The sequence below is a fragment of the Nocardia aobensis NBRC 100429 genome (assembly GCF_000308375.1).
Classification (GTDB): Bacteria; Actinomycetota; Actinomycetes; order Mycobacteriales; family Mycobacteriaceae; genus Nocardia; species Nocardia aobensis.
The window spans coordinates 1-20,528 of record NZ_BAFQ01000174.1; the positions used below are offsets into that span (position 1 = coordinate 1).

7 protein-coding genes are annotated in these 20,528 nt (G+C 70.2%); 5 read left to right on the forward strand and 2 right to left on the reverse strand.

Annotation, left to right across the window (positions count from 1 at the left end):
* The coding region (locus RJ03_RS22855) for a non-ribosomal peptide synthetase (protein WP_051025114.1) at positions 1 to 13,210 on the reverse strand (13,210 nt) is incomplete at its 3' end.
* A 919-nt stretch (positions 13,211 to 14,129) separates the two neighbouring features.
* On the opposite strand from RJ03_RS22855, the gene RJ03_RS22865 reads away from it, so the two are divergent.
* From RJ03_RS22865 to RJ03_RS22885, 5 genes are all read left to right on the forward strand, one after another.
* The gene (locus RJ03_RS22865) at positions 14,130 to 14,543 is read left to right on the forward strand and encodes a Fur family transcriptional regulator (RefSeq protein ID WP_036505652.1); all 414 of its coding nucleotides are present in this window, start codon (positions 14,130 to 14,132) and stop codon (positions 14,541 to 14,543) included.
* 36 nt (positions 14,544 to 14,579) lie between these two features.
* On the forward strand, positions 14,580 to 16,805 hold the full coding sequence (katG, locus tag RJ03_RS22870) for a catalase/peroxidase HPI (protein WP_036505653.1): 2,226 nt from the start codon (positions 14,580 to 14,582) through the stop codon (positions 16,803 to 16,805).
* A 141-nt stretch (positions 16,806 to 16,946) separates the two neighbouring features.
* Positions 16,947 to 18,158 carry a TerC/Alx family metal homeostasis membrane protein gene (locus tag RJ03_RS22875; protein ID WP_036505654.1) on the forward strand — a complete coding sequence of 404 codons (1,212 nt, stop codon included), beginning with the start codon at positions 16,947 to 16,949 and terminating at the stop codon, positions 18,156 to 18,158.
* A 47-nt stretch (positions 18,159 to 18,205) separates the two neighbouring features.
* Entirely contained in the window at positions 18,206 to 18,571 is a 366-nt protein-coding gene (locus tag RJ03_RS22880) for an ArsR/SmtB family transcription factor (protein ID WP_051025116.1), read from the forward strand.
* On the forward strand, positions 18,564 to 19,520 hold the full coding sequence (locus RJ03_RS22885; protein WP_036505655.1) for an SRPBCC family protein: 957 nt from the start codon (positions 18,564 to 18,566) through the stop codon (positions 19,518 to 19,520). The genes RJ03_RS22880 and RJ03_RS22885 overlap by 8 nt, the downstream gene beginning before the upstream one ends.
* 1 nt (position 19,521) lies before the next feature.
* Here RJ03_RS22885 and RJ03_RS22890 read toward each other — a convergent pair.
* Positions 19,522 to 20,528 (reverse strand): MFS transporter (locus tag RJ03_RS22890; protein WP_036505658.1); only part of this gene is annotated, 1,007 nt, incomplete at its 5' end.

A 20,528-nucleotide genomic window follows, 5' to 3' on the forward strand; every position in this document is an offset into this window, starting at 1 on the left:
GGTCGTCGCCGCCGTAGGTGGCGGGGGGTGCGATGACGAGGGTGGCGGCGCCGGCGGTGGCGAACAGGATTTCCATCAGGGAGGCGTCGAAGGACGGTGAGGCGAAGTGCAGGAATCGGGCGCCGGGTTCGATGTGGTAGTCGGCGCGTTGGGTGGCGACGAGGTCGGCGATGCCGGTGTGGGTGACGGCGACGCCTTTGGGGCGGCCGGTGGATCCGGAGGTGAAGACCACGTAGGCGGTGGTGGTGGGGCGCAGGGGCCGGAGCCGGTCGTGATCGTCGATCGGGCTGTCGGGGTGGGTGTCGAGCGCTGCGATGGTTTCGGGGGCGTCGAGGGTGATCCAGTGGGCGGTGTCGGGTAGTTGTGGGCGTGCGGTGGTGACGGTGATGCCCAGTGCGGCAGCCGAATCGGTGATCATGTGGTCGATGCGGTGGGCCGGATAGGCGGGGTCGACGGGTACGTAGGTGGCGCCGGTTTTCACCACCGCCCACCAGATGAGCACGGATTCGGCGGAGCGGGGCGCGGCGGCCAGGACGGGGATTTCGGGTCCGGCGCCGTGGTCGATGAGTAGCCGGGCCAGGCGGTTGGAGCGCCGGTCGAGTGCGGTGTAGGTGAGGTCGGTATCGCCGGTGGTGAGGGCGAGGCCGTCGGGGTTGCGGCGGACGGCGTCGGCGAATATGCCGGGCAGTAGCGGGGATTCGGGTGTGGGTGCGGTGCGTGGGCCGATGCTGGAGAGCAGGGTGCGGCGTTCGCGGGGGTGCAGCCAGTCGATGTCGCCGACGGGGGTGTCGGGGGTGGTGGCGACGGTTTCGAGGATGCGCAGCAGTCGGTGCACGAATCCGGTGACGGTGTCGGGGTCGAACAGGTCGCGGGCGTACATCAGCATGCCGGAGAGGCCTTGGGCGGCACCGGTTTCGGTGGAGGTGTCGGAGATGACGAGTTGGAGGTCGAATTGGCTGGTGCCGGTGTCGACGTCGGCGCGGGAGACGACGACGTCGGGGAGGGCGATGTCGATGGCGCCGGTGTTCTGGAAGGCCAGCACCACTTGGAACAGGGGGTGCGCGGCGGTGGTGCGGTGCGGGTTGAGTTCTTCGACGATGCGTTCGAAGGGGACGTCGGCGTGGTCGAGGGCGTGCAGGTCGGTGTCGCGGGTGCGGGCCAGCAGTTCGGTGAACGGTTCGCCGGGGTCGAGGGGGGTGCGCAGGGCGAGGGTGTTGACGAACATGCCGACGAGGTCGTCGAGGCCGGGTTCGCCGCGTCCGGCGACGGGGGTGCCGATGACGATGTCGTCGGTGTCGGCGAGTCGTCCGAGCAGGACGGCGAGGGCGGCGTGGACGACCATGAACAGGGAGGTGCCGTGGTCGCGGGCCAGTGTCTGCAGGTGCTGGTGCAGGGGTGCGGGGATGTCGAGGGGGACGCGGCCGCCGGTGAGGGTGGCGACGGTGGGCCGGGGCCGGTCGGTGGGCAGGTCGAGCAGGTCGGGTGCGCGGTCGAGGGTGGTGCGCCAGTAGTCGAGCTGGGTCGACATCAGTGAGGTGGGGTCGTCGGCGGCGCCGAGGACTCGGCGTTGCCACAGCGCGAAGTCGGCGTATTGCACGGGCAGTGGCTGCCAGTGTGGGGGTTGTCCGGTGTGGCGGGCGGCGTAGGCGGTCATGACGTCGCGGGCCAGCGGGCCCATGGATTGTCCGTCGCCGGCGATGTGGTGCACGACGAGGATCAGCATGTATCGGCTGGTGGTGTCGGTGTCGGTGGTGATGTCGAACAGGGCGACGCGCAGCGGTACCTGGGTGGAGACGTCGAAGCCGCGGCGCACGAATTCGGTGAGCAGTTGCGGGAGGGTGTCGCGGGCGGGGTGGCCGGTTTCGAGGGTGACCGGTGCCCGGTCGAGGATGAGCTGGCGGGGTTCGCCGTCGGTTTCGGGGTAGATGGTGCGCAGCACTTCGTGGCGGGCGAGGACGTCGTCGAGGGCGGCGCTCAGTGCGTCGGTGTCGAGGCGTCCGGACAGGTGCAGCATGACGGGGATGTTGTAGGCGGCCGAGTCGGGTTCGAAGCGGTTGAGGAACCACATGCGTTGCTGGGCCAGCGACAGCGGGATGGGGTCGGGGCGGTGGCCGGCGGTGAGTGGGATGCGGGCGGTGCCGTGCAGGGTGCGGGCGGCTCGGGCGAGGGCGGCGACGGTGGGTTCTTCGAAGATGGTGCGGACGGGGATGCGCACGTCGAGGGCGGCGCCGATGCGGGCGGCGACGAGGGCGGCGCTGAGCGAGTCGCCGCCGAGGGCGAAGAAGTCGTCGTCGGCGCCGACGTGTTCGGCGTCGAGGACTTGTTCGTAGGCGCGGGCGACGATGTCTTCGGCCCAGGTGGTGGGTGCGCGGAAGGTGCGGGCGGTTTCGGGTGGCCGGGGTAGTCGGTCGCGGTCGAGTTTGCCGGTCGGGGTGAGCGGCACCTCGTCGAGGATCATGACGGCGGCGGGCACCATGTAGGGCGGAAGTGCCTGGGCGAGTGTGGTTTTCAGGTCGGTGTCGGACAGGGTGGTGCCGGCGGCGGGTGTCACGTAGGAGACGAGGGTGGTGGGGCGGCCGTCGTCGGTGCGTGGGATGGTGACGGCGAAGGCGACGTCGGGGTGGGTGGCCAGGGCGGCGTCGATTTCGGCGAGTTCGATGCGGTTGCCGCGGACTTTGACCTGGAAGTCGTTGCGTCCCACGAATTCCAGGTCGCCGCTGCCGGTGCTGCGCACGATGTCGCCGGTGCGGTACATGCGGGTGCCGGGTGCGCCGAAGGGGCAGGCGACGAAGCGGGTCGCGGTCAGTGCGGTGCGGTCTTTGTAGCCGTCGGCGAGTCCGGGGCCGAGCAGGTACAGCTCCCCCGCGACGCCGTGCGGGACGGGCCGCAGCCAGGTGTCGAGGACGGTGGTGGTGACGGGGCCGGCGGGGGTGCCGATGGTGATCGGCGCGCCGGGGGTCAGTGGTGCGCTGGCGGTGGCCCAGATGGTGGATTCGGTGGGTCCGTAGAGGTTGATCATGGTGCGTCCGGGCGCCCACCGGTCGACGAGTTCGGGTCCGACGGGTTCGCCGGCGGTGGCCAGCACGCGCAGGGTGTCGAAGCGGTCGCCGGGGATGGTCGCCAGCGCCGACGGTGTCAGCACGACGTGTGAGATGTGTTCGTACTGAATGAGTTTCGCCAGGTCGGGGCCGCCGTAGACGTCGGGTGGGGACACGACGAGCCGGCCGCCCGCGCCGTGGGCCATGAGCAGTTCGAAGATCGAGGCGTCGAAGCTGGGTGAGGCGACCTGCAGGACGGCGGAGTCGGCGGTGACGCCGAGGAGGCGGTGCTGGGCGGCGACGAGGTCGGTGAGGCCGCGGTGGGTGACCAGGACACCTTTGGGGGTTCCGGTGGATCCGGAGGTGTAGATGAGGTAGGCGGTGTGGTCGGGGGTGAGCGTGGCTCCGCGTTCGGTGTCGGTGATCGGTGCGGTGGATTCGGTGTCGAGGGCGGCGACGGTGTCGGGGTCGTCGAGGGTGAGCCAGTCGATGCGCTGGGTCGGGCGGGTGTTGTCGGGGTGGGTGCCGGCGGTGTGGGTGATGCCGAGGGTGGCGCCGGAGTCGTCGAGCAGGAAGGCGATGCGGTCGGCGGGCAGGCGGGGGTCGATCGGCACGAACGCGGCGCCGGTCTTCGCGGCGGCCCATATGGTGACGACGGCGTCCAGGGAGCGTGGCAGCGCGCTGGCGAGCACGGTGTGCGGGGGGAGGCCGCGGCGCAGCAGCAGTCGCGCGAGTCGGTTGGATCGCTGGTCGAGGTCGCGGTAGGTGGCGGTGTCGGTGCCGCAGGTGGCGGCTACGGCGTCGGGGTGGGCGGCGGCGGTGGCGGTGAGGATGTCGCCGAAGGTGCGCGGCTGGTGGTGGGCGTGGTCCGGGTGGGCGGGTTCGGTGTCGCCGGGCGTGGTGAGGCGGGCCAGGTGGCCGGCGGGGTGGTCGGCGATGCGGTGCAGCAGTGCGACGAACCGGTCGAGGATCCAGCGGGCGCGGTGGGTGTCGAATTCGTCGTCGAGGTAGCGCAGGGTGATGCGCAGTCCTGGGGCGGCGGTGGGGTCGGTGTGGGTGTCGGCGGGTTCGGGGGCGACGACGAGGCTGAGCGGGTACGGGGTGGCGTCGACGCCGGTGATGTCGTCGATGCGCAGGCCGGCGGCGTCGACGAGGTGCTGCAGGGCGGGCCGGTCGACGGGGAAGGACTGGAAGGCGACGGCGGTGTCGAACAGGGCGGTCATTCCGGCGGCGCGGTGGATGTCGGGCAGTCCGATGTGGTGGTGGCCGAGCATGCGGGTCTGGTGTTGCTGGATGCGGGTCAGCAGCTGCTCGACGGTCAGGGTGGGGTCCAGGGGGACGCGCACGGGGATGGTGTTGAGGAACATGCCGAGTGTGCGGTCGACCTGCGGGAGTTCGGGGGGCCGGCCGGAGACGGCGGATCCGAAGACGACGTCGGTGTCGCCGGTGAGTTCGCGCAGGGTCAGCGCCCAGGCCGCGGCGACGGCGGTGTTGACGGTGACGGTCGCGTCGGCGGCGACGCGGCGCAGGTCGGTGACGTGCCGCGCGGGCAGCAGGGTGTCGATTTCGCCGGCGGAGGTGTCGCGGTGGGCGGCGTCGGCGCGGGCGACGCGGGTGGGTGATTCGACATCGGCGTATTCGTGGGCCCAGGCGGCGGTGGAGGCGGCGAGGTCCTGGCGGTGCAGCCAGCTCAGGTAGTCGCGGTAGCTGGGGGCGGGTTCGGCGGTGTCGATGTGGGCGGGGGTGGCGTAGTACGTGAGTAGTTCGCTCATCAGCAGCGGCATGGACCAGCCGTCGAGGATGACGTGGTGGTTGGTGACGAGCAGCCGGAAGGTGTCGGGGCGCACGGTGATCAGGGTGAACCGGATCAGCGGCGGTGCCGACAGGTCGAACCCTTCGGCGGCGTCGTCGGCGGCCACCCGGTCGAGGCCGGTGTGGTCGGTATCGGTGAGGTCGATGTGCCGGAAGCGGACGGGTGCGTGGCAGAGCACGATCTGGCAGGGTCCGGCGCTGGTGTCGGTGAAGGCGGCGCGCAGGATGTCGTGGCGGTCGACGAGGGCCTGGGCGGCGCGGCGCAGCCGTTCGGCGTCGACGGTGCCGGTGAAGCCGATCGCGGTCTGGACGGTGTAGTTGTCGCCGGCGCCGGGATTGTAGGTGGAGTGGAAGCGGATTCCGGCTTGCATCGGCGACAGCGGCCACACGTCGGCCAGCTCCGGGTAGCGGTGGTCGAGTCGTTCGACGTCGGCGGTGGTCAGTTCGACGAGCGGGAAGTCCGCGGGGCGCGGGGGGCGGCCTTCGGCGCGGTGGGCCGGTTCGCGCGACGGCGACGGGTCGGCGGCGACGGTGCCGCGAACCAGTTCGGCAAGGGCGGCAACGGTTTTGGCTTCGAAGACGTCGCGGGGGGTGAGGGTGAGCCCGGCCTCGCGGGCCAGCGCCACCAGGCGCATGGACACGATGCTGTCGCCGCCGAGGGTGAAGAAGTTGCTGTCGGCGTACACGGTGTCGCGGTGCAGGACTTCGGCGAACAGTTTCGCCATGAGCTGTTCGTCGGCGGTGGCCGGTGCCCGTCCACTGGTCTCGTCGGTCCGGAAGTCGAGTGCGCGCAACGCTTTCCGGTCGATTTTGCCGACCGGGGTGCGGGGCATCTCGGGCAGTTCGACGATGGCGGCCGGGTTCATGTAGTGGGCCAGTTCGCGTTCCAGGTCGGCGTGCAGGGCGGCCGGGTCGAGGGTGGCGCCGGGTGCGGCGACGACGTAGGACACCAGCACGGGTTCGCCGGCGGGTCCGGGGCGGTCGACGGTGGCGGCGGCGGCCACGGTGTCGTGGCGGGCCAGCCGGGCGTCGATCTCCCCCGGTTCGATGCGCAGGCCGTGGATCTTGACCTGCTGGTCGCTGCGGCCGAGGTATTCCAGTTGCGGTCCGTGCGGGGTGTGCAGCCAGCGCACGCTGTCGCCGGTGCGGTAGAGGCGTTGTCCGCGAGACGATTCCGGGTCGGCGACGAAGCGGGCGGCGGTGGTGGCGGGGCGGTCGAGGTAGCCGCGGGCCAGGGCGGGGCCGCGCACGTACAGTTCGCCGGCCACGCCGGCGGGGACGGGCCGCAGCCACATGTCGCGCACGGTGACCGACAGTCCGTGGATCGGGGTGCCGATGGTGACGGGTTCGCCGGGGGTGAGTGTGTCGGATCCGGTGGCCCACACGGTGGTTTCGGTGGGACCGTAGTGGTTCATCAGCCGCCGCCCGGGTGCCCAGCGGGTGACGAGGTCGCTGCTGGTGGCCTCCCCGACGACCGCGATGGTCGTCAGTGCCGGCACGTGCGCGGGATCCATCGTGTCGAGCACCGACGGGGTGATGATGGCATGGGTCACCCCGTGGGTGTGCAGCAGTTCTTCGAGTCCGGCGCCGCCGTAGACGTCGGGCGGGGCGATCACGAGGCCGGCGCCGTGGCCGTGGGCGAGCAGCAGCTCCGACAGGCAGGCGTCGAATCCTGGTGAGGCGACCTGCAAGACGGTCGAGGTGGTGTCGACACCGAATGCGTCGGCGTGTGCGGCGGCCAGTCCGGCGAGGCCGCGGTGTGTCAGGTGCACGGCTTTGGGGGTGCCGGTCGATCCGGAGGTGTAGATCAGGTAGGCGGCGTGGTCGAGCCGCACCTCGTGCACGGTGGTGGTGTCGGGTTCGGCGGTCAGGTCGGTGTCGGCGTGGACCCAGTCGACGGTGCCGGGTAGCCGGTGGGCGAGGGCGCTGGTCGTGACGCCGAGGGCGGTGCCGGAGTCGGCGAGCAGTTCGGCGATGCGTTCGTCGGGGTTGCCCGGATCCAGCGGTAGGAACGCCGCCCCGGTTTCGGCGACCGCCCAGATCGCGGCCGCCAGCTCGATCGATCGCGGAACGACCACGGCGACAACGGTTTCCGGGCGTGCGCCGCGGGCGAGCAGCCGCTGCGCGAGGCGGTGGGCCCGCGCGGCGAGTTCCCGATAGGTGAGGGTGGTGGTCCCGGCCCGCACGGCCACCGCGTCCGGGTGCGCGCGGGCGGTGTCGGCGAGGATGTCGCGCAGGGTGCGCCCGGCCGGTGCGCTGCGCGCCGGAATCGGTTCGGCCGCTTCGGTATTCGTGCCGGCGCTGATCGTGGCGACGGTCGCGGTGGGGTCGGCGGTGATCTGGTCGAGGATCTGTTCGTAGCGGTCGAGCAGGGTGGCGGCGGTGTCGGTGTCGAGCCGGTCGCAGGAGAAGCGCAGCATCACGGTGTGGGTGGCGGCGGTTGCCGCGTCGGGGTCGTTGTCGCGGCCGGGTCGTGGCGGGGTCACCTGCAGGCTCAGCGGGTACGGGGTGGCGTCGTGGGCGTCGATGTCGACGAGGCGCAGCCCGGCGTCGTGCAGATTGTGGGTCAGTTGTTCGCGATCGAGCGGATAGGACTCGAGGACGGTCACCGTGTCGAACATGTCGGCGAAACCGGTGGCGCGTTGCAGTTCGGCCAGCCCGAGATGCCGGTGATCGAGGGTGGCGGCCTGTTCGGACTGCACCCGGGTCAGCAGGTCGGCGACGGTTTCGGCGGGTTCGAGCCGGATCCGCACGGGCAGGGTGTTGATGAACAGCCCCACCATGCGTTCGACTCCCGGCAGCTGGGGTGGGCGGTCGGAGACGGTGTTGCCGAACACGATGTCGGCGCGGCCGGTCAAGGTGGTGAGCAGCAGCGCCCACGCCACCTGCACGGTGGTGTTGGCGGTGACACCGTAGGCGCGCGCCAGGTCGGTGATCGCGGCGGTGGTCTCGGTGGACAGGTTGCGGCTGACGTCGGCGTTGTCGGCGGGCACGGTCCGGTCGGGGCGCCCGGTGACCAGGGTCGGGCTCTCGATGCCGGCGAGCACGTCGCGCCAGGCGGTGATCGCGGCGTCGCGGTCCTGGTTGTGCAGCCAGTGCAGGTAGTCGCGGTAGGTGCCGGCCGGTGGCAGGGTGGCCGGGTCGCCGTCGGCGGCGTAGAGGGTGAGCAGTTCGTGGATCAGCAGCGGCATCGACCAGCCGTCGAGCACGATGTGATGGTTGGTGAGCAGCAGTTCGAATCGGCTCGTGCCGGTGCGGATCAGGTGGAAACGCAGCAGCGGCGGACGGGCGGGGTCGAACGGGGCGGACGCGGCGTCGGTGATGCGGCGGCGTTCGCGGGCGCGTTCCCCGGCGTCGGCGATGTCGGTGAGGTCGCTGTCGTGCCAGTCGGCGCGCACGCCGCTCATCACGATCTGGCGGGGCCCGGCGGCGGATTCGACGAAGGCGGTGCGCAGGCTGTCGTGGCGGTCGATCAAGGTCTGGGCCGCGACCCGCATGCGGGCGGTGTCGACCTGCCCGTCGAGGGTGAGTGTGGCCTGCACGGTGTAGCCGTCGGCGCGGTCGGTGTCGTAGACGGCGTGGAACAGGAGTCCGGACTGCAGTGCGGTCAGCGGCCACACGTCGGTCATGGTCGGATATTCCAGCTGCCAGCGGTCGATATCGTCCTGGGTGAGGTCCACGAGCGGGAAATCCGAGGGGGTGAATCCGCCGGCGGTGTCGGTGCGGGCGTGGGTGGCGAGCCCGCGCAGTGCCCGCACCCACAGTCCGGCCAGTTCCTCCACGTCCGCGGTGTCGAGCACGTCGGTGGCGAATTCCCAGGTGGCGTCGAGTTCGAGGCCGTCGGGCCCGGGTTCGGCGATCGCGTTGACGTCCAGGACGGCCGGCAGCGCCATCGCCGGGTCGCCGGTCGCGGTGAGGGAGGTGAATTCGGTGGTCGGTGTCCACGGCCCGGACTGTTCGTGCACGCCGACGCGGCCGAGGTAGTTGAACGCGATCTGCGGCTCGGGCACGGCGGCCAGTTCGGCGCCGGCGTCGGGGTCGAGGCGGCGCAGCATGCCGTAGCCGATGCCGTTGTCGGGGATCGCGCGCAACTGTTCCTTGGCGCGCACGATCGCCGTCCCCGCGGCGGCGCCGCCGGCGAACGCGTCGTCGGCGTCGACGCCGCGCAGGTCCAGGCGCACCGGGAAGCGGGTGGTGAACCAGCCGACGGTGGAGCTGAGGTCGGCGCCGGGAACGGCGTGTTCCTCGCGGCCGTGTCCTTCCAGTGAGATCAGTTCGGTGTCGGTGTCGACGCCGCGGTGGCGACGCCACTGTCGCAGCGCCAGCGCCAGCGCCGCCAGCAGCGGATCGTTGGGTGTGCCGTGGAAGCGGGCCGGGACGGTGGTGAGCACCGCTTCGGACACGTCGGCGGGCACGTGCACCTCGACGCGGCCCGCGGTGGCCACGGTGTCGCGTGCCGGGTCCAGATGTCTCGTGCCGAGCAGCGTCTCCCCCGGCGCGAGCACGCTCTTCCACAACTCGAGTTCGTCGGCGCGGCGGCTCGCGGCCTGTTCGGTGAGTCCGTGGCTCCAGCGCCGCACCGACGTGGTGGGCGGACCGAAGGCGGGTTCGGTGCCGGCGCTGATCTGCTGCCACGCGCCGGCCAGATCGGCGAGCACGATCCGCCACGACACCGCGTCGACCGCGAGGTGGTGGATCACCACCCACATCAGGTCGGGGCCGGTGGTGTCGTCGCTCATCCGCACCAGGTGCACCAGCACACCGTGGGCGGGATCGAGCCGGTCGGCGGCCGCCTGCAAGCGGGTGTCGATCTCGGGGGCGTCGCGGCGCGGCAACCGCACCGACTCGAACAGTGCGGCGGCGTCGACCGTGCCGGATGCGGCGACCTCGACCGACGGGTCGGCCGATCCGGCGCCGCGCAGGACCGCGCGCAGCATGTCGTGGCGCTCCAGCACCGCCGCCAGCGCCGCCACCAGGTGGGCGTCGTCGACGTGTTCGGGCAGTTCGATGAGGGTGGCCTGGGCGAATCGGTCGAATCGGCCGCGGTCGAGCATCGCGTACATGATCGGGGTCAGCGGCATGGGTCCGACCGCGCCGCCGGGCAGTTCGGCCAGTTGCGGGCCGCCGCCGGCGTCGGTGGCGACCGCGGCCAGACCGGCCACCGTCTTGTGTTCGAACACGTCCTGGGTGGAGAAGCTCAGCCCCTCGGCCTTGGCGCGGGCCACCAGCTGGATGGACAGGATGCTGTCGCCGCCGAGGGCGAAGAAGCTGTCGTCGGCGCCGACGCTGGCCACGTCCAGGATGTCGGCGAACAGATCCGCCACGCGCTGTTCGCGCGGGCTGGACGGCGCCCGACCGGCCGGTGCGGCGCCGAAGGCGGGTGCGGGCAGGGCGGCGCGGTCCAGTTTGCCGAACGCGTTCATCGGGAGCGTGTCCAACGCCATGATCACCGCGGGAACCAGATGCGGCGGCAGCGTGTCGCGGGCGAAGCGTTGCAGTTCCAGCGGGTCGATGCGGCGGCCGCGCACCGGCACCACGTAGGAGGCCAGCACGGTGGCGTCGGCGTTGTTGCGCACCGGCACGGTGACGCAGATGTCGACGTCGGCGTGGGCGGCGAGCGCGGCGTCGATTTCGCCGGGTTCGATGCGGTAGCCGCGGATCTTGACCTGAAAGTCGGTGCGCCCCAGCAACTCCAGCTCGGGTACGGGTCCGTCGCCGACCCAGCGCGCCATATCGCCGGTGCGGTACATGCGGGCTCCGGGCCCGCCGTGGGGGTCGGCGACGAAACGGGCCGCGGTTTCGGCGAACCGGTGGCTGTAGCCGCGCGCCACGCCGGGCCCGGCCAGATACAGCTCGCCCGCGGTGCCGGCCGGAACGGCCTGCAGGTAGCGGTCGAGCACCATCGCCGACATTCCGCGGATGGGGCCGCCGACGGTCAGATCGGCGCCGGGTGTGATGGCGGCGCTGGCGGCGGTGACGGTGGTTTCGGTGGGCCCGTACTCGTTGAACATCACCGCGGTGTGGGTCCATCGTTCGATCACGTGCGGCGGGCACGCGTCACCGCCGACCACGACCACCCGCAGTTCGCTCAGCTGCCGCGGATCCACGGTCGCCAGCATCGCCGGGGTGAGGGTGAGGTGGGTGACGTGCTGGGCGGCGAGCAGTTCGGTCAGTTCGTCGCCGCCGATCACCTCGGGCGGGACGACCAGCAGGGTCGCGCCGTTGGCGAAGCACACCAGGAACTGTTCGAGCGAGGCGTCGAAACTGGGCGACAGCGCATACGACACCCGCGCGCTCGCGTCCACACCGCACACGTCGCTGCGGTCGGCGATGAGGTTCGCCAACCCCGCGTGGGTGACCTGCACCCCTTTCGGGATGCCGGTGGATCCGGAGGTGTAGGTGATGTAGGCGAGGTCGTCGGGGCGCAGCGAGCGCGGGCGTTCGCTGTCGCCGATGGGGGCGCCGGTGGTGTTGTGGCAGGCGGCGGCGGTGCTGCGATCGTCGAGCACCACCGGGGTCACCGTGTGTGGCAGCCGGCCGCGGTAGGCGCCGACGGTGATGCCGACACCGGCGCCGCTGTCGGCGATCATGTGCTCGATGCGTTTGGCGGGATATTCGGGGTCCACCTGCACGATGGCGGCGCCGGATTTGGCGACGGCCCAGGCGGCGACGATCGAGTCGATCGAGCGGCGCAGCATGATCGCGACGGTGGTGCCGGGTCCGCAGCCGTGCGCGATCAGTTGCCGGGCCAGCTGGGAGGATCGGGTGTCGAGTTCACCGTAGGTCAGTGTGGTCTCGGGTGTGGCGATCGCGTCGGAGGCGGGGTGGCGGCAGGCGCTGTCGGCGAGGATGTCGGGCAGCAGCCGGGGCGCGACCGCGTCGTCGCCGTGCACGGGCAGCAGCCGCTGCTGTTCGGCCGGCGCGAGCAGCGGCAGCCGGTCGATGCGGTGATCGGTTCCGCGGGCGAGGAATTCGTGCAGGAACATCAGGAAACGGCCGTGGTGGCCGGCGAGTTCGTCGGGGCGGTAGATGTTCGGGTTGCCCTGGAAGTCGATGTGCGTGCTGTCGCGGCCGGCGCCGGGATAGATGTTGACGAACAGATCGGCGGTGGGCCCGGAGGTGAGCACATGCAGGTGCCCGGTGGTGTCGCCCAGGACGACGTCGTTGTCGATCATCATCAGGTTCACGGCCGGACCGAAGGAGGCGGTCTCGTCGCGGGCGATGCCCAGATCTCGGAAGATGTCCTCCTGCCGGTAGCGCTGGCGGCGCAGCGCGCTGGTCAGCTCGCCCTGCACCGCGTCGATCAGTTCGCCGACGCTGCGGGAACCGACCCGCACACGCAGCGGCACCACGTTGGCGACCATGCCGCCGGATCGGCGCAGCATGGCCGAATGCCGGCCCGACACCGGCAGGCTCAGCAGCACCTCCGTGCTGCCGGTCATCCGCGCCAGGTAGGCGGCGAAGGCGGCGACCACGATCGGTGTCACGCTGGTGCTGCGCTCGGCGACCACGGCATCCAGCAGTGCCGCGGTCTCGGGTGAGAGCGCTTCGCTGACCAGCGCCGGATGGATGGTCGGTTTGGCGACGCGACCGGCCAGGCTGACCACCGGCGGGGCGCCGGCCAGATGTTCGGTCCAGTAGTTGCGGTCGTTGTCGAAGCGCGTCGACCCGCGATAGGCCAGGTCCTGTTCGGTGATGTCGACCAGATCCTTCGCCGCGGCCGTGCCGGGCTCCTCACCGCGCAGCCACGCGTTGTACAGCTCGGTGATGCGCTGCAGCATGGTCACCGCGGCGAAGCCGTCGAGGGCGATGTGGTGGGCGCGCTGATACCACAGGTAGTGGTTGTCGCCGACCTGGTAGATGACGCAGACCATGAGGTGGTCGTGCAGCAGATCCAGGGGTGCGGCGTAGTCCTCGGTCATCAGCCGGTGGGCGGTGGCCACCGGGTCGGCGTGGCGGCGCAGATCCACCACCGAGATCGGGGCGCCGCGGAAGTGGTCGACGTACTGGCAGGGTTCGCCGTCGACCTCGATGATGTGCAGATGCCCGGAGCCGAATTCGATGCTCGCGGCGCGGCAGGCTTCGACGAGCAGGTCGGTATCCAATTCGCCGACGATTTCGACGTATTGCGCCACCGAAATCGGGGACTCCCCCGCGAGATGCTGGGCGAACCATATTCCGCGCTGCGCCGCGGTCAGCTTGAATACGCCGTCCGGGGCCGGGCGCGGGAATACGTGTCCCGAGCCGAGTGCGTGTGTTCCGGTACCGGATGCCTGGTGACCGCCCAGTGGCGCTGCCCCGATCCGCGGTGACTTCGGGGTCTGTCGATCGCCGCCGAAGTTGCTTTTGAATTGGGTCACCGGTCCTCCATCGGATCTCTTTACTTCGACGCAGTGATAAGACGCCGGACCGTTCTCCGAAACGACGTTCGCCGTAATGCGTGAAGCAGGTCGAAATGTGCGCCCAGAATTTATTCAGGCGCGACGAACAACGCCCGCGCGGTGCTGTGGGCGGATATTCGTCCGGGCGCGAAGGCGGTGGTCACGGCGCCCCGACACGCCGCGCCGACCGCCTCCGTGGGCCGTCGGGCCAGGTCAGTGCCTGCGTTTGCGGCGGAGCCGGTGATCGCGTGATCGCCGGTCCGCGGATTCGACGCCACCCCGGGGTTCGGAGCCGTCACCGCCGCCGTGCCGGCCGCATACCTCGTGCGGGACGGCGTGGCCCGCGAGCGGGCCCGGCGGAGCGGGCGGGTTACCCACATCGTTGGTATTCATCGCGTTCACCGGATCACCTTCTGGCACGTGAAGCCTCACGGCAGTGTGTCGTAGGTAGATTCGGTGGCGGGACACGCCCGGATAAAAAGTAATTTTTTGATAACTGTGAAGTTTCCCCGGTACCAGATAGTCGGACTTTCACCCGGTCGGATGTGGGAAGAAGGGGACGCTCCGGGTCGCGGCCCGCGGTTTTCGTGACGGTCGTTATGAAATCGAGCCCCGACGAGGCTCGAATTTCGGTGTGGTCACCGGCATCAGAAACCACAGAAATCACAACAATCACAGATTTCTACGGCGCGGGACCTGTAGCCCAGCGAGGTACCCGGTCCGTCCGGCTCGCCCGGGGCCCGCTCTCGGCCGCCGAGCGCGCGATACCGCGGGTGCGACCCGCCGGTTCCCGCGCCGGAGGGCAGATGTTCGGAAACTGGGTTCTCCAATCCGCACCTACCGGTTACTTGAATGAGTCATACTTCGGACCGTGTCCACTACGGCGGATTTCGAGCGCATGCTGCGCCGGGCCGCGCTGCGGGTGACAGCCCCGCGGATCGCGGTGCTGACCGCTGTGGCCGACCACCCGCACTCCGACACCGACACCATCCTCGGCCTGGTCCGCGGCACCCTCGGCACGGTCTCCCATCAGGCCGTCTACGACGTGCTGCGGGCGCTGACCGAGGCCGGTCTGCTGCGCCGGATCCAGCCGATGGGATCGGTCGCGCGCTACGAGACCCGCGTCGGCGACAACCACCACCATCTGGTGTGCCGCTCCTGCGGCGTCATCGCCGACGTCGACTGCGCGGTCGGCGACGCACCGTGCCTGACCGCCGCCGACGACAACGGCTTCGTCCTCGACGAGGCCGAGGTCATCTACTGGGGGGTGTGCCCCTCCTGTTCCCCGCCCACGTCTCGATCGAACCCGTGATCACAGCCCGTTTCACTCTCTCGGAAAGGAAATACCGTGCCTGAGGAACATCCACCTATCGCCGAGGCCAACACCGAACCGCCCGAGAGCGGATGCCCCGTCGTCGGCCGCATGAAGCGACCGGTCGAAGGTGGCGGCAACCGCGACTGGTGGCCGGAACAACTCAACCTCAAAGTGCTGCAACACAATCCGGCCGAAATTCACCCGTTCGGCGCGGACTACGACTATGCCGCCGAATTCGCCACCCTGGATCTGGCGGCGGTCAAGGCCGACATCATCGAGGTGATGACGACCTCGCAGGACTGGTGGCCGGCCGACTTCGGCCACTACGGCCCCCTGTTCATCCGCATGGCCTGGCATGCGGCCGGCACCTACCGCATCGAGGACGGCCGCGGCGGCGCCGGCTCCGGTATGCAGCGCTTCGCCCCGCTCAACAGCTGGCCCGACAACGCCAGCCTGGACAAGGCGCGGCGGCTGCTGTGGCCGGTGAAACAGAAGTACGGCGCCAAACTGTCGTGGGCCGACCTCATCGTCTACACCGGCAACGTCGCCCTCGAGCACATGGGTTTCCAGACCTTCGGCTTCGGTGGCGGCCGCGTCGACGAATGGGAGCCCGAGGAGGTGTACTGGGGTCCGGAGCTGGAATGGCTCGGCGATGACCGCTACTCCGGGCAGCGCGATCTGGAGAACCCGCTCGCGGCCGTGCAGATGGGCCTGATCTACGTCAATCCCGAAGGGCCCAACGGCAATCCGGATCCGCTGGCCGCCGCGATCGACATCCGCGAGACGTTCCACCGGATGGCGATGAACGATGTGGAGACCGCGGCGCTGATCGTCGGCGGGCACACCTTCGGCAAGACCCACGGCGCCGGACCCGCCGACAACGTCGGCCCCGAACCCGAAGCCGCGCCGCTCGAGCAGCTGGGCCTGGGCTGGAAGAGCTCGTTCGGCACCGGTGTCGGCAAGGACGCGATCACCAGCGGTATCGAGGTGACGTGGACCCCGACCCCGACCCAGTGGGACAACAGCTTCCTCGAAACCCTCTACGGCTACGAATGGGAGCAGACCAAGAGCCCCGCCGGGGCGTGGCAGTGGGTGCCCAAGGACGGCGCCGGCGCGGGCACGGTGCCCGACGCCCACGACCCGTCCAAGACCCAGGCCCCCGCGATGCTGACCACCGACCTGTCGCTGCGCCTGGACCCCATCTACGGGCCGATCACGCGGCGCTGGCTCGACCATGCCGAGGAACTGGCCGAGGAGTTCGCCAAGGCCTGGTACAAGCTGATCCACCGCGATATGGGACCCAAATCCCGGTATCTGGGTCCGCTGGTGCCCGAGGAGACCCTGCTGTGGCAGGACCCGATCCCGGCCGTCGATCACGACCTGATCGGTGACGCCGAGATCACCACCCTCAAGGCGCGCATCCTGGATTCGGGCCTGACGGTGCCGCAGCTGGTGTCCACGGCGTGGGCGGCGGCTGCCTCGTTCCGCGGCAGCGACAAACGCGGCGGCGCCAACGGCGGCCGGTTGCGGCTGCAACCACAGAACGGCTGGGAGGTCAACGATCCCGACGAACTGGCCCAGGTGATCCGCACCCTGGAAGCGATCCAGGAGGCGTTCAACACCGAACAGACCGGCAGCGTGCGCGTTTCGTTCGCCGATGTGGTGGTGCTCGGCGGTGTCGCGGCGATCGAGAAGGCCGCCCGCGATGCCGGTTTCGGGGCGACCGTCCCGTTCACCCCCGGCCGCAGCGACGCCACTCAGGAGCAGACCGACGTGGAGTCGTTCTCCGCACTCGAGCCCAAGGCCGACGGTTTCCGCAACTACCTCGGCAAGGGCACCCGCCTGCCGGCGGAGTATCTGCTGGTCGACAAGGCGAACCTGCTGCGGCTGACCGCGCCGGAGATGACCGTGCTCGTGGGCGGGCTGCGCGTGCTCGGCGCCAACCACAAACAGTCGCCGCTGGGTGTGCTCACCGACAATCCCGGTGTGCTGAGCAACGACTTCTTCGTCAACCTGCTCGACATGAGCACCGAGTGGAAGCCCTCGCCCGCCGACGACGGCACTTACATCGGCACGGACCGCGCCACGGGCGAACAGCGCTGGACCGGCAGCCGCGTCGATCTGGTGTTCGGCTCGAACTCGCAACTGCGGGCGCTGGCCGAGGTGTATGCCGCCGACGACGCCAAGGCCAAGTTCATCGACGATTTCATCGCCGCCTGGGACAAGGTGATGAACGCCGACCGGTTCGACCTGGCCTGATCCCGTAACGCCCGGATGCCCCGCGCACCACCGCCGGTGCGCGGGGCATCCGGGCGTCCGGGGGGAGCATGTCGATCGCCGCGGGCGCGTGGGCGCGGACGCTACAGTCACCCGAGACCCCTCGCCGCCCAGGAGGCCGCCGTGACCGTTCCGCTGCTGGCATGGGCCGGTGCGCTGGCGCTGATCGTCGTGCTGCTGGTGTTCGACTTCGTCTTCCACGTGCGCGGTGCGCATTCGCCGACACTGCGCGAGTCGGCGGTGTGGTCGGCGGCCTACATCGGTGTCGCCGTGGCGTTCGGGTTCGTGGTGTGGGCGCTGGGCGGGTCGGAGATGGGGGTCGAATACTTCGCCGGCTACATCACCGAGAAGGCGTTGTCGGTGGACAACCTGTTCGTCTTCCTGGTGATCTTCACCGCCTTCCGGGTGCCCGCGGCAGCCCAGCAGAAGGTGCTGCTGGTGGGGATCGTGATCTCTTTGGTGGCGCGGACCGGGTTCATCTTCCTCGGGGCGACGCTGATCAACCGTTTCGCGTGGGTGTTCTACCTGTTCGGCGGGGTGCTGCTGGTGACCGCGGGCAATATGCTGCGCCCCGAGAGCGAGGACACCCACTCCGGTGACGGGTTCGTGGTGCGCGCGACCCGGAAATTGTTGCGCACCACCGATTTCTACGACGGTGACGCGATGACCACGATCGTGGACGGGCGGCGCCGGTTGACCCCGATGATGTCGGCGATGATCGCGATCGGCGGCACCGACGTGCTGTTCGCCCTCGACTCGATTCCCGCGATCTTCGGCCTGACCCAGAACGTGTTCCTGGTGTTCACCGCCACGGCGTTCTCGCTGCTGGGTTTGCGGCAGCTGTTCTTCCTGCTCGAGGGGCTGCTGGACCGGCTGATCTATCTCGGTTTCGGGCTGGCCGCCGTGCTCGGCTTCATCGGGGTGAAGCTGATCCTGCACGCCCTGCATCACAACAGCGTGCCGTTCGTCAACGACGGCGACCCGGTGCCGGTGGCCGAGATCCCCACCGGGTGGTCGCTGGTCGTGATCGTCGCGATTCTCGTTGTGACGGTGGTGGTTTCGCTGTGGAGCCCGGCCGGGCGCGCGCAGACCGCCGTCGCCGGAGCGCGTCGCTACGCCACCCGCTACCTCGATCTGGGCTACGAGGCCGACCAGGCCGTCCGCGAACGCACCTACGCGCGCATGCTGGACTCGGAGCGGGCCATGGCCGGACTGCCGGACAAATATGTGCACCGCTTCCGCGCCGACGACCTGACCGCGCTTCTCGACCGCGCGCACGTCGTGCACGAGGACCGCATGGAGCGCATCCGCGCCGGCCTGCCGCTGCGCATGTGAACTCCGCACGCCTTCCACTTATATTCCGTTTCGGCTATATTGCCGATATGGCATCTACGTTCGAGGCGCTGGCCGAACCGCGGCGCCGCGAAATCCTCGACCTGCTGCGCCGGCGCGAACACCTGGTCGGCGAACTGGTCACGGAGCTGCGGCTCGCGCAGCCGACGGTGTCGAAACATCTGAAGATCCTGCGCGGCGCCGGACTGGTCGAGGTCCGCCACGACGCCCAACGCCGCTGGTATCGGCTGCGACCGCAGCCGCTCACCGAGATCGACCTGTGGCTGGCCCCCTACCGGCAGCTGTGGGACACCAGCCTCGACGCGCTGGCCCGCCACCTCGACGTCCTGGCCGCCGCCGACGACAGCACCACACCCACCGATGCCGAGACCGCGAGGAGTGATGACGATGAGTGACCCGTCCGCCGAACTGACCACGATCGACGGCACCCCGACCTTGCGATTCGAGCGCCGCTTCGCCCACCCCCGCGAACGCGTGTGGCGGGCGATCAGCGATCCGCAGCAGATGACGGCGTGGTTTCCCGCCGCCGTGCAGACCGAACTGCGCCCCGGCGCGCCGATGCGGTTCGTCTTCGACGACGAAGCGCCCGTCGACGGCACCTGGGACGGGGAAGTCCTCGAGGTCGATCCGCCGAAGGTGTTCATGTTCCGCTGGAACCGCGACGTGCTGCGGTTCGAACTGCTCGCCGACGGCGACGGCTGCCGGCTGGTGTTCACCCACGCGCTCGGCGACGGCCCGACCGGCCGCCTGGGCGCCGCCCGCACCGCCGCCGGATGGGACGGCTGCCTGACGAGCCTGACCGCCGCACTCGACGAGACCGAGGTGAGCGAGGACCCGACGACCGGATGGCTGGCGCGCGCCGAAGCCTATATCGAGAAGTTCGGGCTGGCCCGCGGCAGCGCCGAACCGGGCGCGGACCCCGAATCCGATGTGGTGCTGCGGTTTTCGCGTGATCTGGTGTGGCGGCCCGCGGACACGATCTGGGCGATCCTGGTCGAGGACCAGTCGCCGCGCGTCGGTGCGATGCCACCGGCCCGCGCGACCAACCCGCAGATCGAACCCGGACCGGTCACCGCATGCGATCCGCCGCGGCTGCTGGAATACGAGGTGTCGGTGGACGGGCAGCCGGCGGGACGGGCGCGGTGGGAGATCGTCGCCGATCCGCGACTGGGCACCCGCGTCGACTTCACCCACACCCTGCCCCACCGCCTCGCCGCGCACCGCGCCGCATTGCTGGCCGCCTGGCAGGTGCAGTTCGAACTGTTCTTCGCCGCCACCCAGGGCGAGATCCGATGCCCGTGGCCGCGGCAACGCGTCATCGAACTGACCGCCACCTACAGTTGAGTCACCGCGCCGCCTCCCGGCCGGTGCGGACCGGAATCGTGGTGTCCAGCAACGTCATCAGCGCGACGGCGACACCGAGACCGGCGATCACCCACGCGATGGCATGCAATCCGGCGTCGGTGGTGGCCGAACCGAAGGTCAGCGCGATCAGGCTGGAGGAGAAGATCGCCCCCATATAGGCGAAGGTGCGATACAGCCCCGACGCCACCGCGACCTGCCGGGCCGGCGCCTGCACGTACAGCGCGGCCTGGTTGGCGAACCCGCTGGCGCCGCCGGCCACTCCGAACAGCAGCGACATCGCGATCAGCATGATCACCGGCGAGTCGTGCGTGATCACGACCATCACCAGCCCGGTCGCGATCAACGCCGCGCCGCTGGCGGCCAGCGGCACCCGCACCCAGCCACGGTTGGACACCAGGCGCGCGATGACGATGCTGATCGCCGACAGCGGCAGCAGGATCAACCCCACCTGGGAGGCGCTGTAGTGGGCGGCCTGTTCCATCCATTGGCTGGTCCCGTAGAGGGCGGTGTAGGTGCCCAGCGACACCACCGCCTGCCGCAGGTAGGTGCGCAACAGCCCGCCGTTGCGGGTCAGCATCCGCACATCGATGAGCGGGCTGCGGGCTCGCCACTCCCACGCCACCAGCGCGGTCGCCAGCCCCAGCGTCACCGGCAGCAACCACCACAGCGGTGAGCGCAGATCCGACAGAAACGTCAGCATGCCGATCACCGCACCGGCGAACAGGCCGATGCCGACGATGTCGATCGCGGCCGGCAGCGACCCCTGATCGCGGCGGCGCGGTTCATCCTTCGGCACACCGGTCAGCGTCGCCACCAGCGCGACCAGCGCGAGCGGGATGTTGACGAAAAAGATCGCGCGCCAACCGAACACCCCCGCCAGCAGTCCACCCAGCGGCAGCCCCACCACGGAGGTCACCTGCGCGGCGATCGAGAAATTGCCCAGCACCCGCGCCGGCACCCCTGTCCCGGCGTCGTCGGCGCGCCGCC